Origin of the sequence: Leisingera aquimarina DSM 24565, assembly GCF_000473165.1 — a bacterium.
Lineage (GTDB): Bacteria > Pseudomonadota > Alphaproteobacteria > Rhodobacterales > Rhodobacteraceae > Leisingera > Leisingera aquimarina.
The window spans coordinates 3,186,871-3,201,937 of the sequence record NZ_KI421504.1 but is presented as its reverse complement, the minus strand read 5'-3'; the positions used below and the strand labels follow the sequence as shown (position 1 = coordinate 3,201,937).

The following is a 15,067-nucleotide window of genomic DNA, read 5'->3' as shown; positions in this document are numbered from 1 at the left end:
TGGTGAAAATGCAGGTAAATCCGCGGGCTGTTTCGGGGGTTTTTGCGCATCAGTCAATGCTCCCTTGGCATTTGCCGGCGCTGCCCTTAACTATCGTTGCAAATTTCGACGACAGGAGGGCCAGATGGCCGAGATTAAAGATCCCGAAAACACCGTCATCATTGAACTGAAAGACGGTAATGTTGTTATTGAGCTGCTGCCCGACGTGGCGCCGAAGCACGCCGAGCGGATGAAGGAACTCGCCCGCGGCGGCGAATATGACAACGTCTGCTTTCACCGTGTGATTGATGGCTTCATGGCGCAGACCGGCGACGTGGCCAACGGCGACATGGAAGACGGCTTCAACATCCGCATGGCGGGCACTGGCGGTTCTGACCTGCCGAACCTGCCGGCCGAGTTCTCCAAACTGCCGCATGACCGCGGCACCCTGGGCGCGGCCCGTTCGGCCAACCCGGATTCGGCAAACTCGCAGTTCTTCATCAACTTCAAGGACAACCACTTCCTGAACGGCCAGTACACCGTTTACGGCCGTGTCATTGAGGGCATGGAGCATGTGGACGCGATCACCAAAGGCGAGCCGCCGGCAAACCCGGACCGGATGATCTCGGTCAAGGTTGCTGCGGATGCTTAAAAGCCTGTCCCTGGTGGCCTTGCTTGCGGCAGGGCCTGCCTTTGCCACTGGCCTGGAGGTTCAGGTCGCGGGCGAGGCCAACGGCACCATCAAGATCGACCTGTTCGAGGATGTGGCGCCCGCGCATGTGGAGCAGATCACCGCACTGGCCGCCGAAGGCCAGTATGACGGCGTTGTGTTCCACCGGGTGATCGAGGGCTTCATGGCGCAGACCGGCGATGTTGAGTTCGGCAAGGCCGGCGGCGACATGAGCGCGGCCGGGCGCGGCGGTTCCAGCCGTCCCGATTTGCCGGCCGAGTTTTCGGATCTGCCGTTTGACCGCGGCGTGGTCGGCATGGCCCGTTCGCAAAACCCGAACAGCGCCAATTCGCAGTTCTTCATCATGTTCGATGCGGGCCACTTCCTGAACGGGCAGTATACTGTTGTCGGCAAGGTGACCGAAGGCATGGATGTGGTTGACGCGATCAAGCTGGGTACAGGCGGAAATGGCGCGGTGATTGGCCAGCCCGACGCCATGACCAAAGTAACCGTCACCGAATAAGGACGTCCGGTTTTCCGGAAGATCCAAGGCCCGTTCCCGGTATCCGGGGGCGGGCCTTTGCCGTTGCAGCCCTGCGCTGTGCAAGGCCTCTGACATGATGTCACAAGCCTGTGTTTCCCTCTGTTCAGTCCTGGCCTGCCCTGAATACTGGGGAGACAGCAGGGAGCGTTGTATGCTGGGACGTTTGTTAATGAGTGCGGCTGTGTTTTTGCCCTGGATGGCGCAGGCCAGTCCCGCAGAGTGGAAACGGGAATGGCCGAAAACCGATTTCAGCCGGACGAGTGTCGGGGATTGGGGCCAGATCCGGTCCGGCGGAGTGCCCAAGGACGGTATCCCGGCGCTGGATGCGCCGCAGTTTGTGGCGGCGGCCAAGGACCGGCGGCTGATGCCGCGGGAGCCGGTGATCGCGCTGGAGATCGAGGGCGCGCGGGCGCGTGCCTATCCGCTGCGCTATCTCACATGGCATGAGATTGTGAATGACGAGGTGGCAGGGGTGCCGGTGGCGGTGACCTATTGCCCCTTGTGCAATTCCGCGATGACATTCGACCGGCGCACCCAGGCGGGGGTGCTGAGTTTCGGGGTCACCGGCAAGCTGCGCTATTCCGACATGGTGATGTATGACCGCGAAACCCAAAGCTGGTGGCAGCAGGCGATCGGCACCGGCATTGCCGGCGAGATGAGCGGCCAGCGGCTGGCCAGCCTGCCCAGTTGGGTTGAAAGCTGGCAAGAATTCAAATCGCGCAACCCGGATGGGCTGGTGATGGCGCAGCCTGGCTATAACCGGCGCTACGGGCAAAACCCTTACCAGGGGTATGACACGTCGGACTGGCCGTTTCTGTATGATGGCACCCCGCCGCCGCATGGGCTGGCACCGCTGGACCGGGTGGTGCGGGTTGGCAGCCGGGCCTGGCCGCTGGCGCGGCTGGCAAAGGCAGGCGAGATCCGTGAAGCAGGCGTGGTGCTCAGCTGGCGGGCCGGGCAGGCCTCGGCGCTGGATGCGGGCGCGCTGGCCAAGGGGAGGGATATCGGATCCGTCCGGGTGCGCGACGCAAGCGGATTTGACGTAGCGCATGATGTGATGTTCGCCTTTGCCTTTCACGCCTTCTGGCCGGACGGGCAGTGGATGCTGAAATGACAAAAGGCGCGCCGCCGGGGCGCGCCTGGAGCAAGTCAATGATCAGGGCGGTCAGAACAGGAAGTTGTCTGCGTCCTGCAGCTGTGCCACGGTGATGTCTTCCACCAGAATGGTAACATTGGCGAAGGACACCAGGACATCGTCGCCTTGGCTTTCAAAATCCAGCTGGCTTAGGCGGTTGGCGCCGCGGCCGATCGCGATGTGGTCCTCACCGGCGGCGAAATCGGTGATGGTGTCGTTGCCATGGCCCTTGTGGAACAAGAAGGTATCCGCCTGGTTGCCGCCGGTCAGCACGTCGTTGCCCTTGTGGCCCAGCAGCATGTCGCGCCCAGACTCGCCCTTAAGGGTGTCGCTGCCGCCGCCGCCGACCAGCAGGTCGCTGCCCGAATTGCCGATGAGAAAGTCCTTGCCGCCGCCGCCAAGCAGCTCGTCGTGGCCACCGCCGCCCAGCAGCCTGTCGCCGTGTTTGCCGCCAATCAGCAGATCATCGCCCATGCCGCCAATCAGCAGGTCGCGTCCGCTGCCGCCCAAAAGGTCGTCATCGCCATCGCCGCCGTTGAGAGTATCGCGGCCGGCGCCGCCAATCAGGCTGTCATTTCCATCTTCACCCAGCAAAAGGTCGTTGCCGGACAGTCCGGACAAAGTGTCGTTGCCGGCACCGCCCAAAATCAGGTTGCTGGAAAGCCCGGCTGATTTGTCTCCAGTCAGGGAATTGGCGCTGTAGCTGCCGGTTGTCAGGGCAAAGGTCCGGTTGGAAAACTCCAGCTGCTCGATTGAGGAAATCAGGTCGCGGCCGTCGGCCGAGTCGATTGTTACTGTGCTGAAGCTGGAGGACAGCGAGGCATTGCCGTAGGTGTCGGCAATAATCAGGCGGTCGGTGCCGCTGCCGCCATAGAGCGTGTCATCGCCCGATCCAAGCTGGACCGTGTCGTTGCCGCCATGCGTAAGCCAGCGCTGGCCCTCAGCCATGTTGGAGGTGATCGTGTCGCTGCCAGACAGAAGCGAGGCTTCCAAGCTCGCGCCGCTTGAGGACGCGAAGGTGTAGAAATTCATCGAGAATCCAGAAAACGAAAGAACTGGAGTTCCGTAGGATGTGATGGTGAGAGACTTTAACGTCCAGGAATAAGGGGACGCGGAGGAAAAATCTCCGGTCAGGCTGAAGCCAGCCCCGTTGGTGCCGGTAAAGACAATCAGGCTTGAGGTTTGTGTGGTGATGCTTGCATTGGCAAAATCCGGGGAGTTCAGGTCATTCAGAGACCATGTTCCACTTGGATCATTCAAGGTAACTGTAGCCATTTTCGAAGGGTGTCCTAATTTTTACGCCGCAGGCCGGGCTGGCAACCGGTGTTTCCAGCGTTAACTATCGGCCTCAACTAATGGCTGCAAGGTAAGGGATACAGGATACCGGTGCGGGTTGGACAGATTTGCAGCATCTGCCCCGGAGAAAAAAAGCCGCAGGCGTGGGCCTGCGGCTTTTGAGATGGTCGTGCTGGTTCCGGTCTGAAAGCAGGATCAGCCTTCCGTTTTGCGGGAGGCCGTTGCGGCCTGCACGGCGGCAGACGGGGCCGGCGCGGCGGCGGGGGCTGGAGCCGCCGGGGCTGCCTTGCGGCCGCCCGGGTTCAGCGGGTCGTCCTGGCGTTGCACGGAGCCTTCGAAATGGGCGCCGGACTCAATGGCGATGGTCTTGTGGATGATGTCGCCTTCGACGCGGGCGGTGGCGGTCAGGCGCACCTTGAGGCCGCGCACGCGGCCAACGATGCGGCCGTTGATGACCACGTCATCGGCGGTCACTTCGCCCTTGATAGTGGCGGTTTCGCCAACGGTCAGCAGATGCGCGCGGATGTCGCCCTCCACCGTGCCTTCGACCTGGATGTCGCCGGTGGTTTTCACGTTGCCGGTGATGTGCAGGTCCGAGCTCAGCAGCGATGCGGCGGGCTTGGCCTTGGGCGCGCTGGCCTTGTAGTCGCTGACCGGAGCCGCCGGCGCAGCAGTGGGTGCCGGGGTTGCTTCGGCCTGCTTCGGCCCGGGCTCGTTGATTTTGCTCTTAGAAAACATTTCTCGCAGCCTTGATGTAGATCATGGGGTTTACTGGTTGCCCGTTGACCCTGACCTCGTAATGGAGGTGGGTCCCGGTGGACCGTCCGGTGTTACCCATATCAGCAATATGATCCCCGCGCGAGACCCTTTGGCCCTTTGTCACACGGAGTTTCGAGTTATGGGCGTATCTTGTTTCGATGCCGAACGCATGGCGGATGGTGACCATCCGGCCGTAGCCCGACTGCCAGCCGGCATGGGTGACGACGCCGTCGGCGGTGGCAAAGATATCGGTGCCGGTGCTGCCGGCAAAATCCGACCCTTTATGCAGGCGGCGGCCGCCGGTTTTCGGGTCGCGCCGGTAGCCGTAGCCCGAGGTCTGGCGCACCTGGCCCAGGTTCACGGGCGTGGCAAAGGGCGCCTGCTGGGCGGCCAGGCGGTAGAGGTTCAGCTGATCCAGCTTGGCCAGGATGCTGTTGGCCCGCAACGCTTCGGCTGTGGGTTCTTCACCGCGGGTCGACATTGCCAAAGGGCTGAGCGGCCCGCCCTGGCCGTTGTAGCCGCGGCGCACCTGTTCGAGGATGCGCTCAGGCGGCATGCCTGCGTTGCGGAACATCTTGTCGAGCGGGGTGACGGAGACCGCAACCGCTTCCTCCAGCTGGCGGAAGATCTGGCTGTTGCGCTCGTCCATCAGCTGCAGTTCCAGTTCCAGCTCATCGCGCTGGCCGATGGCGTCGCGGGCATCGGCCATGATCCGGTCGCGTTCTGCTGCGGTGTCCGACAGCACCCCCGCCAGCAGGCCCATCTGCGCCGAGGCGCTGGCCATCGCAGCGTTGGCGGTATTTTCGTCCTGGGTGTCTTCTTTGAGCTGCGCCAGGGACTTCCGGGCGGTATCGCGCTGGCGCATGGTGTCGCGCAAAGTGGACTGGATCACTTCGATACCGGTTTCCAGTTCGCGGCGGCGGGTCTCCGAGGCCAGCAGCTCGGACTGCATCATCGAAATCTGTGTCAGCGCAGCATTAAAGCGCTCCTGTGCCGCCAGGGCCTCTTCCGCGCGGTTGTCGCGTTCATCGGAGATGGCGTTGAGCCGCTCGCGGTAGGTTTGCTGATCGCGCTTGGCCAGCTCGCGGAAATTGCCGGCGCCGATGCTGTCCATCAGCACGATGGCAGTGGCGACGATGGCCCAGGCCACAAACAGTGTGATGCCCGCAACCGCCATCAGCTGGGTTTCAGAGCGCAGCCGGATGAAGCGCGTATCGCTGTCGGACTTCAGGAACACCCGCCGCTCCGGGAAGCGGCGTTCAAGGAAGCTGTGGATTCTGATCGCGAGCCGTGTGCGCAAAGTCTGGTCCCTGTCCCGGTTTGCACAGGCCCCTCAAGGCGGAGCCGGTGCCTTGGGCGAAGTGAATAGACAGGGCGGGGCGATTGGGCAAGCCTGTTGACCCATCAGGCGCCGAACGCGCCGGTCCGGGGGGGAGATGGGCGGAAATTTGCCGAAGGGGTGCAGGGCCGCAACAGGCCGGGGCCGTGGCCCGGCCGCGCCCGGCGGTCAGCCCTGGCGTTCCTCCTGCGCTTCGGTCCAGCCGCTTTCCCAGGCCTGATGATCGGCGTTATCAAAGGCATAAGGGTTGGCGGTAAAGGGCTGGCCGTTCATGCTGGCCTGAAAGCCCTCGTCAAAACGGTCCTGCCGCGGGTCCATGCCGCAGGCGTGGTGGGCGGTGTCGCGCAGGTGGGCGGCAAATTCCGGATATTTGGCAAGGTCGGTCTGATCGAGGCCTTCCGGGTGCTGTTGCAGCGCTTGTCTGCCTCGGCGGGTCAGCTGCCAGCTGCCGTTCCGCGCCGGTTCAAGTATGCGGGCGGTCTCCAGATCCGACAGATGGCCTGCCAACCGTTCGCGCAGCTCTCCCGGCGGCAGTGCCGGCCGCTCATTGGCTTGTTGAAACAGGGCGGCGAGGGCGGCATCGCAACTGTCCAAAGAGACCGGTCCGGCGGCGGCCTTGTGCAGGATCAGCGCAACCAGGCTGGCGGTGCTCAGCAGTGGAAAGTCGTTCTCGAACATGGATCCATCCGGGTTTCCGGGACTTTCCAGTCTAGGCCTCGGCGGCGCTCAGGTAAAGACTGCCCTCCGCTTCGGCCAGCAAAGGCGGACGGGGACTTACCAACCCGGCAACGGTTTCACCTGATCTGCGAGCGGCCAGTAGAAATCCGGCGGCAGGCCGGCATCGGCGCGTTTTTCCTCGTTGAACGGCGGCTTGAGAGGCCCGTGGAAATACTTGCGCACCAGCGTGTGGAACACTTCTTTCGGGTCCAGATTGTCCCTCCCGCAGAGGAAATTGAACCATTTGGAGCCATAGGCGACATGGCTGACTTCCTCGGCATAGATCACTTCCAGAGCGTCCACGGCCTGGGTGATGCCGGCCTTGCGGAAGACCCCGATCATGCCGGGGGTGACGTCCAGCCCGCGCGCCTCCAGCACCATGGGCACCACGGCGAGGCGGCCCATCAGGTCATCCGCGGTGTCCTCGGCGGCGCGCCACATGCCGGCATGGGCGGGCAGGGCGCCATAATGACTGCCTAGCGCTTCAAGACAGTCGCACATCAAGTTGAAATGTTTGGATTCTTCATCTGCGGCCTGGACCCAGTCGTCAAAGAAACCCATCGGCATCGGCACATGGGAAAACCGCGCGATGATGTCCCAGTGCAGGTCCACGGCATTGAGCTCGATATGGGCCACTGCGTGCAACAAGGCGATGCGGCCGGCTTCGGACCCCGGTTTGCGCTTGGGCACATCGCGCGGGTGCAGCAGCTCCGGCTGGGCGGGGCGGGCCGGGTGCATCGGCGGCGCGGCGGTGCCGATAGCGATCTCCGGTGCTTCGCCTTTGCGGCAGGCGAACCACTCGGCAGCATGGCGGCGGGACAGCGCGGTCTTGGCGCGCCCGTCTGCGGTGGTCAGCACCTCGGTGGCGCGTTCGGCAAGCGAAAGGGGCTGGGTGTCCATGCGGGTCTCCTCAATCGGCGGGGTGCGCCGGGTTCACCTGATTTGGCCGCCGGAGTCCAGAGCGGAAAACGGTGGTGCTCCCGCGCCTGCGGGTGATCAGTAGGCAGATCCCCCTGGCAGCCTTGGGCATGGCAGCGCGCCTTGGCGCGCTGTGCGCCGCCCCGCGGGCGGCGCCGGGCCCAACGGTGAGGGCTGCTCTTGCAAAGAGCAGCCAGAGCGGGCGGGAGAGCCCCGGCTGGCGGATCAGAGCGCCTGGACGGCGGCCAGCACCTCGTTCACGTGGCCATCGACCTTGACCTTGCGCCAGACGCGGGCGATGCGGCCATCGGCACCGATCAGGAAGGTGGAGCGTTCAATGCCCCAGTGTTTTTTGCCGTACATGTTCTTTTCTTTCCAGACGCCGTAATCCTCGCAGACGGTGCCGTCGGCATCGGACAGAAGCGGCGTGGTCAGCCCGTGTTTGGCGGAGAAATTCTCATGCTTCTTCAGGCTGTCCTTGGAAATCCCGAAAACGTGAGCGCCGGCATCGGCGAATGCCTGCAAAGCCTCTGAAAAGCCGATGGATTCTTTGGTGCAGCCGGGAGTATTATCGCGGGGATAGAAAAACAGCACCACGGGCGCGCCCTGCAGGCTGGACAAAGTGACCTCTCCGCCGCCGCCGCGGGGCAGGGTAAAGGAAGGGGCGGGATCTGAAACGTCGAGCATTGGCCTGTCTCCGGTCATTAGCGCAAATCATTGCGCGGCAAACATAACCCATGAGCAGCAAAGGGAAAGCTGAGATCAAACCTGCCGGCGAGAATAACGGCGCCGCCGCCGAGGCGGTGCCCTTGCCCGGCCCCGCGGCGGGCACGGAAGCCGTTCCCGCGGGCCGTCAGGAGGCGGGCGCAGATGCGGATCAGAGCGCGGTGCAAACTCCTGTGCGGCGCCGCTGGCGCTGGCGGCTGCTGCGCGGTTGCATCTGGATGCTGACGTTGCTGAGCTTCCTTGGGGCGGGGGCCATCTATTTCGGGATCGGCACCCGGTTGGATGCGCCGGACTGGGTGCGGAGCCGGGTGGAGGCCCGGATCGAGCGGCATCTGAACGGGCTTCAGATCGAATTCGGCGCCATCCATGTGGTCGTCAACGAGGGGCTGCGGCCGCGGGTCAGCCTGAAGGATGTGGTGCTGCGGCATCCGGATGGCACGCTGTTTGCGCAGCTGGCCGATGCCCAGGCCAGCCTGGCGATGCGGCCGCTGCTGCGCGGCAAGCTGCAGCCCAAGCGGATTTCGCTGAGCGGTTTGTTTGCAGCCCTGCGGCGCAACAAGGACGGCTCTTTTGCGATCAGCTTTGCCAATGGAGGTCTGCCGTCGCGGCAGGCGGGCAATCTGGCTGAGCTGATCGAACAATGGGACAGCCAGCTGCAAAAGCCGGTGCTGGCCGCCCTTGCCGGCATGGAGACCAGCGCGCTGACGCTGTCCTATACGGACGACCGGCTGGGCCGCGCCTGGACCTTGGACGGCGGCCGGATCGGTCTGAAGCGTGACGGCAGCACAGTGTCCCTGTCCGCCGTGTTTTCGGTCCTGAGCGGGCGCGGCGATGTGGGCGCGGTCGAGGCCAGCTATACCTCTGAGATCGGCAGCCCCGGCGCGGAATTCGGGGTTCTGGTGTCGGACATCTCCAGCGAGGATATCGCCCTGCAAAGCCCGGCGCTTGGCTGGCTGGGGGTGCTGCGGGCGCCGATTTCCGGTTCCTTGCGCGGCGAGGTGTTCAACGACGGCGGGATTGCTCCGGTGCAGGCCAGCCTGCGCATCGGCGAAGGTGTGATCCAGCCGGCCGCCCAGACCCGGCCGGTGCCGATAACCGGCGCACGCAGCTATTTCACCTATTACCCGGCGCAACAGGTGCTGAAGTTTTCCGAACTCAGCGTGCAAAGCGGCTGGGGATCCGGGGTGATGCAGGGGCAGGCGAGCCTGGCCGGCGTGCAAAACGGACAGCTGACCGGGCTGGTCGGCCAGCTGCGGTTTTCCGATCTGGAGTTGAACCCGCGCCGTCTGTTCGAAACGCCCGTCAAATTTCCCGGCGTTGATGCGGATTTTGATCTGAGCCTTGCGCCGTTCCGGCTGCGCCTGGGCGAGATGCTGGTGCGCGATGGGGACAGCCGTATTCATTTCGACGGTGACATCGGCGCCGGACCTGAGGGCTGGGATTACGATCTGAACGGCAGCGTCGATCAGGTTTCTGTCCAGCGGGTCAAGGAACTGTGGCCGGAGCCACTGGCGCCGAATCCGCGTCTTTGGGTTCGGGAAAACCTGATGGACGGGCAGGTGCGCAAGGTCGGTTTCCACATGCGCGGGCGTGGCAGCGGCAAACCTTTTGTCAGCCTGGATCTGGCGTTTGACGGCGCTGAGGTGGTGTTTCAGAAATTCATGCCGCCGGTGCAAGACGCCTCCGGGCAGCTCAGCCTGTACGGCCAGCGCTTTGTCGTGACGGCCTCTGGCGGCGCGGTGACGGCTGAGCAGGGCGGTGAAGTGGAGGTTGCAGGCACGTCTTTCATCATTCCGGATGTGTCGGCCAAGGACGGCACCCCCGGCATTGCGCGGATCATGGCGCGGGGATCCGCCACGGCGGCGCTGTCGCTGCTGAACCGGGAGCCGTTGCAGGTGATGGACAAGGCCGGCCTGCCGGTGGATCTTGCCGAGGGGCTGGTGGAGGCGGAGGGCACGCTGGCGCTGCCGCTGCAAAAACAGGTGCCGGTTGAGGAAATCCTCTATCACTACCAGGGCAGGATCCGTGCAGTGGAGAGTGGCAAGCTTGTTCCCGGCCATGTGGCGGCTGCACCGGTGCTGGAGGTGACCGGCGATCAGAGCCAGGTCCGGATCAGTGGCAAAGGCAGCCTGTCGGGGGTGCCGGTGACGGCCTCCTGGCAGCAGCGGATCGGCAAGGGGGCGCCGCCGGACAGCCGGGTGGAAGGGACCATCGAACTGTCGGCGCAGGCGGTGGAGGCCTTTAACCTTGGCCTGCCGCGCGGGACCGTCTTTGGCAAGGGCCAGGGGCAGTATTCAGTGGATCTGGCGCCGGACGCGCCGCCGCGTCTTGAGTTGCAATCGGATTTGGCGGGGCTAGGCCTGCGAATCCCGGAAATCAGCTGGCGCAAAGGCGAGGCGGCAAAGGGGGAGCTGTCGGTCTCGGCGCTGCTGGGTAAGACCGCCACGGTAGAACAGTTGCAGTTGCAGGCGCCGGGACTGGCCGCCACCGGCCAGGTGACAACGCGCAAGGGCGGCGGGCTGGATCAGGCGGTGTTTTCATCCGCGCGGGCGGGGGACTGGTTCCGCGGCTCTGTGACGTTCCGGGGACGCGGTGCAGCGCCGCCTGCCATCGAGGTGACCGGCGGCCGGCTGGATCTGAACCGCTCGCCGTTTTCGGCGACCTCAGCCAGCGGCAGCAGCAGCGGCGGCAGCGGGTCGAGCCCGATAACCCTGCGGCTGCAAAACCTGCAGGTGACCGACAGTATCGGGCTGCAGAACTTCCAGGGCCGGTTTTCCAACCAAGGCGGCATGAATGGCGAGTTTACCGCCCGTCTGAACGGCCAAACCCCGGTGGCGGGCACCGTGGTGCCGCAGAACGGCGGCACGGCGGCGCGGATCCGGGCCAATGACGCGGGCGGGGTGTTCCGCTCGGCAGGCATCTTCGAACACGGCCGCGGCGGCCGTTTTGACATGACGCTGATCCCGGCGGACAAGCCGGGCGAATATGACGGCAAGGTCAATGTGCGTAATATCCGGGTGCAGAATGCGCCGTCGATGGCAGCGATCCTGAATGCGATCAGCCTGATCGGGCTGCTGGATGAGATGACCGGCCAGGGCATCCTGTTCACCAGTATGGAGGGGCGGTTCCGGCTGGGCGCCTCGCATCTGATCCTGCATCAAAGCAGCGCGGTCGGCCCGTCGATGGGGCTGTCGCTGGACGGCAATTATGATCTGAACAACAGCCGCCTGAACATGCGCGGAGTGATTTCACCGATATACCTGGTCAACGCCATAGGCAGGATTCTGGCACCGCGCGACGGCGAGGGGCTGATTGGTTTTACCTTCACCTTGCGCGGCACGGCGGATGATCCTGCGGTCTCGGTCAACCCGCTGGCAGGGCTGGCGCCGGGCTTCTTGCGGGAAATTTTCCGCGGGCCGGCGCCAAAGGTGCCAGGCCAGCAGCGCGCCTTCACGGCGGAAGAAGAAGCCGCGCAAGAAGAGCGCAGACAGTACCGGACACCGCGGGGCGCCGACAAGTGACCCTGACAAACGGCGAAAAACACCGTAGATTTCCCCTGCAGCACAGCCTATAGCGCGCGACATGAAACTGAGTGATTTCGACTTCGACCTGCCCGACGATCTGATTGCCACCCGGCCTGCCAATCCGCGCAGTGCGGCGCGGCTGCTGGTGGCTGCGGAGGGCGGTCTGCATGACGGCCGGGTGACGGATCTGGTCAACTGGCTGCAGCCCGGCGACCTCCTGGTGCTGAACGATACCAAGGTGATCCCGGCACGTCTGAGCGGGCTGCGCCACCGCAACAGCGCGCAAGGGGCCGTGGCCGCCAAGATTGAGGCGACCCTGCTGGAGCCGCGCGCCGATGGCACCTGGGCCGCACTGCTGAAACCGCTGAAGAAGATCAAGCCGGGTGAGGCGATTGTTTTCTCCGACGATCTGAGCGCAACGCTGGAAGGTATTTACGAAGGTCAGGGGCATCTTCGTTTCAATCTGAGCGGCACGGATTTCGACGCAGCGCTGGCCGAGGCCGGCGCGATGCCGCTGCCGCCCTATATTGCCGCCAAACGCGCCGCGGATGAGCAGGACAAAACCGATTACCAGACCGTCTGGGCCCGCAATACCGGCGCGGTCGCCGCACCGACCGCTTCCTTGCATTTCGATGCACCGCTGCTGGCAGCGCTTAAGGCGCGCGGGGTGGAGATTTCCTATGTCACGCTGCATGTGGGCGCGGGCACCTTCCTGCCGGTCAAGGTCGAGGATGTGACCACCCACCGGATGCATGCGGAATGGGGCAGGGTCAGTGAACAGGCAGCGGCAGAGATCGCCGCCGCCAAGGCCGCAGGAAAGCGGGTGATCCCGGTTGGCACCACCGCGCTGCGGCTGATCGAAAGCGCCGCGAGGGACGGGCAGATCCACGCTTGGGAAGGCGATACGGATATCTTTATTTATCCGGGCTTTGCCTTTCAGGTGGCGGATGCGCTGATGACCAATTTCCACCTGCCGAAATCCACCCTGCTGATGCTGGTGTCAGCGCTGATGGGGCAGGAAGAGATCCGCCGGATCTATGAACATGCTGTGGGGAAGCGCTACCGGTTCTTTTCATATGGCGACGCGTCGCTTTTGATCCCGGCGAAGGCGGATATACCTCAGAATAGCGGCGCAGTTTCATAGACAAGCTCCGCAACCATGGCCAACGAGCGTGCAAGCGGGGTCATGAAATTGAAATCTGAATCAGCGATACCGGCCAAGCGGGCCTTGATCGCCCGGACATAACATTCAAATGTGATGGCAGCCCGTCCCTTGTGGAGGGCTGCTTTGCTTTCAAAGGAGGCAAGAAATGCTGCAGGTGCTGTCGAGCGCATGGGCGCTGCTCTTGGGTATGATGCTGCTGATGGTCGGTAACGGCCTGCAGGGCACCATGCTGGGCGTGCGCGGCGAGCTGGAAGGGTTTTCCACCTTTGAAATGTCGATCGTGATGGCGGCCTATTTTGTCGGCTTCCTGGGCGGCTCGCGGCTGGCGCCGGAGATGATCCGCCGGGTCGGCCATGTGCGGGTGTTTGCGGCGCTGGCCTCGTTCATCTCGGCGGTGATGATCCTTTACCCGATCCTGCCCAGCACGGTTGCCTGGGGCCTGGGCCGGGTGATCATCGGATTCTGCTTTTCCGGCGTGTACGTGACTGCTGAAAGCTGGTTGAACAACTCTGCCGACAACTCCAACCGGGGCAAGGCGCTGTCGCTGTACATGATCGTGCAGATGGTCGGTATCATCGCTGCGCAGGGGCTGATTCAGGTCGGCGATCCAGCCGGTTACGAGGCGTTCATCATCGCCTCGATCCTGGTTTCGATCTCCTTTGCGCCCATTCTGCTGTCGATCTCTCCGACCCCGGCGTTTGATACCACCAAACCCATGACCCTGCGCGAGATCATGCGGATATCGCCGCTGGGCTGTGTCGGCATGTTCATTCTGGGCGGCGTGTTTTCCGCGCAGTTCGGGATGAGCGCGGTCTACGGCGCCGCTGCGGGGCTGAGCCTGGGCAACCTGTCGCTGTTTATCGCAACCTTCTATATCGGCGCCACCATCCTGCAGTATCCTCTGGGCTGGGTCTCGGACCGGATGGACCGGCGGTTGCTGATCATGATCGTTGCCGCAGTGGGCGGTTGCGGGGCGGTGATCGGCTTTATCTACGGCACCGACTTCAAGATGCTGCTGGGGGCGGCCTTTATCATCGGCGGTCTGTCGAACCCGCTGTATTCGCTGCTGATCGCCTATACCAATGATTATCTGGAGCATGAGGACATGGCGGCGGCATCGGGCGGGCTGGTGTTCATCAACGGGCTGGGTGCGATTGCCGGCCCGATGATCACCGGCTGGCTGATGAGCGACGCTGTGTTCGGCCCTGCAGGCTTCTTTGCCCTGATTGCGGCGCTGATGTTTGTCATGGCTGCCTATGCGGCGTACCGCATGACGCAGCGTGCCGCGACGCCGGTTGATGAGACCGGGAGCTTTGCACCGATGTATCCGAGTTCTACACCTGTAGCGGTCGAGTTCGCCCAGGAATACGCCATCGAAACCGAGCTGGAAGAGCAGGAAACCGCCGCCGAGGAAAATTGATTGCGCTAACCAGCCGGAATTGTGAGGATTATTTCACACAGAGGGCTTGCCTGTCGCAATTTGTGACCCAAGGTTACTTGTAAAGGTAATGTAAAATGGCCTGAAGTTAGGGTCAGGAAAAACTTGGAGTTACGACCGATGACTGGTCCCGAAGAGATACTAGCATTCTGGCTCGATAAGGTTGGAGAAAAGGGATGGTATCTGCAGGATGACGCGCTGGATCAGGAGATCCGAACGAAGTTTCAAAAGACCTGGGAGGAGGCCTGCGAGGGCAGGTTTTCTTTCTGGCTGACCTACCCCAGCGGCACGCTGGCCTACATCCTCCTGATGGACCAGTTCCCCCGCAACATGTTCCGCGGTGAAGGCAAAGCGTTCGCCTCTGACCGGGCGGCGCTGTCGGCGGCCAAGGTGGCGATCAACAAGAAATGGGACAAGAAGATTGACGAACCAGCGCGCCAGTTCTTCTACTTGCCGCTGATGCATTCCGAGAACCTGTGCGACCAGGAACGCTGCATCCGGCTGATGCTGGAGCGGATGCCGAAGACGGGCACCAGCAACCTGCTGCATGCCCGGGCCCACCGTGAGGTGATCCGCCAGTTCGGCCGCTTCCCCTACCGCAACGAGGCGCTGCACCGCGCCAGCACCGCGCCGGAGCTGGATTACGTGATGGCGGGCGGCTACGGCGAGACCGTGCGGCAGGTGCAAGCTGCCGGCTGACCCTGCCCCCTGGATCTGAACCAATAGAAAACGCCGCGCCCTGAAAGGGGCGCGGCGTTTTCTATTGGCGGGGACGGCCGCTGTCTTTTGCCGGTGAATGCAAGAATGTGCTGGCAGGATGATTACCTGCGGCATAGCCTGTTCAGGCGGCAGTGCGC

Annotated in this window: 13 protein-coding genes; 7 read left to right on the top strand and 6 right to left on the bottom strand. The window is 63.5% G+C overall.

Going from position 1 to position 15,067, the window contains the following annotated elements; all coding sequences use genetic code 11:
* Window positions 1-124: 124 nt before the first annotated feature.
* The 3 genes from AQUI_RS0119930 to AQUI_RS0119920 all read left to right on the top strand — a co-directional run bounded on the left by AQUI_RS0119930 (window position 125) and on the right by AQUI_RS0119920 (window position 2,307).
* A complete protein-coding gene (locus AQUI_RS0119930; protein WP_027259081.1) occupies window positions 125-631 on the top strand; it encodes a peptidylprolyl isomerase in 507 nt (168 codons plus the stop codon).
* Entirely contained in the window at window positions 624-1,172 is a 549-nt protein-coding gene (locus tag AQUI_RS0119925; protein WP_027259080.1) for a peptidylprolyl isomerase, read from the top strand. The genes AQUI_RS0119930 and AQUI_RS0119925 overlap by 8 nt, the downstream gene beginning before the upstream one ends.
* A gap of 172 nt (window positions 1,173-1,344) precedes the next feature.
* Entirely contained in the window at window positions 1,345-2,307 is a 963-nt protein-coding gene (locus AQUI_RS0119920) for a DUF3179 domain-containing protein (protein WP_051371941.1), read from the top strand.
* Between the two features lie 51 nt (window positions 2,308-2,358).
* Here AQUI_RS0119920 and AQUI_RS0119915 read toward each other — a convergent pair whose 3' ends face one another.
* From AQUI_RS0119915 to AQUI_RS0119890, 6 genes are all read right to left on the bottom strand, one after another.
* Window positions 2,359-3,603 carry a calcium-binding protein gene (locus AQUI_RS0119915; RefSeq protein ID WP_027259078.1) on the bottom strand — a complete coding sequence of 415 codons (1,245 nt, stop codon included), beginning with the start codon at window positions 3,601-3,603 and terminating at the stop codon, window positions 2,359-2,361.
* 216 nt (window positions 3,604-3,819) lie between these two features.
* Window positions 3,820-4,362, bottom strand: a complete 543-nt coding sequence (locus AQUI_RS0119910) for a bactofilin family protein (protein ID WP_027259077.1) — start codon at window positions 4,360-4,362, stop codon at window positions 3,820-3,822.
* A complete protein-coding gene (locus tag AQUI_RS0119905; RefSeq protein WP_027259076.1) occupies window positions 4,352-5,683 on the bottom strand; it encodes a M23 family metallopeptidase in 1,332 nt (443 codons plus the stop codon). Before AQUI_RS0119905 ends, AQUI_RS0119910 begins: the two co-directional genes overlap by 11 nt.
* A gap of 207 nt (window positions 5,684-5,890) precedes the next feature.
* On the bottom strand, window positions 5,891-6,400 hold the full coding sequence (locus tag AQUI_RS0119900) for a ribosome modulation factor (protein ID WP_027259075.1): 510 nt from the start codon (window positions 6,398-6,400) through the stop codon (window positions 5,891-5,893).
* Window positions 6,401-6,496: 96 nt separating this feature from the next.
* A complete protein-coding gene (locus AQUI_RS0119895) occupies window positions 6,497-7,339 on the bottom strand; it encodes a ferritin-like domain-containing protein (protein ID WP_027259074.1) in 843 nt (280 codons plus the stop codon).
* A gap of 243 nt (window positions 7,340-7,582) precedes the next feature.
* Window positions 7,583-8,044 carry a peroxiredoxin gene (locus tag AQUI_RS0119890; RefSeq protein ID WP_027259073.1) on the bottom strand — a complete coding sequence of 154 codons (462 nt, stop codon included), beginning with the start codon at window positions 8,042-8,044 and terminating at the stop codon, window positions 7,583-7,585.
* A gap of 50 nt (window positions 8,045-8,094) precedes the next feature.
* Between AQUI_RS0119890 and AQUI_RS0119885 the strand changes: the two genes are divergently transcribed.
* The 4 genes from AQUI_RS0119885 (at window position 8,095) to AQUI_RS0119870 (ending at window position 14,909) form a co-directional block, all read left to right on the top strand.
* Window positions 8,095-11,604, top strand: coding sequence for a YhdP family protein (locus AQUI_RS0119885; protein WP_027259072.1), 3,510 nt, complete (start codon window positions 8,095-8,097; stop codon window positions 11,602-11,604).
* Between the two features lie 61 nt (window positions 11,605-11,665).
* Window positions 11,666-12,751 carry a tRNA preQ1(34) S-adenosylmethionine ribosyltransferase-isomerase QueA gene (queA, locus tag AQUI_RS0119880; RefSeq protein WP_027259071.1) on the top strand — a complete coding sequence of 362 codons (1,086 nt, stop codon included), beginning with the start codon at window positions 11,666-11,668 and terminating at the stop codon, window positions 12,749-12,751.
* 166 nt (window positions 12,752-12,917) lie between these two features.
* Complete coding sequence (locus tag AQUI_RS0119875; protein WP_027259070.1) at window positions 12,918-14,192, top strand: MFS transporter; 1,275 nt, start codon at window positions 12,918-12,920, stop codon at window positions 14,190-14,192.
* A gap of 138 nt (window positions 14,193-14,330) precedes the next feature.
* Window positions 14,331-14,909, top strand: coding sequence for a DUF924 family protein (locus AQUI_RS0119870; RefSeq protein WP_027259069.1), 579 nt, complete (start codon window positions 14,331-14,333; stop codon window positions 14,907-14,909).
* Window positions 14,910-15,067: the final 158 nt, after the last annotated feature.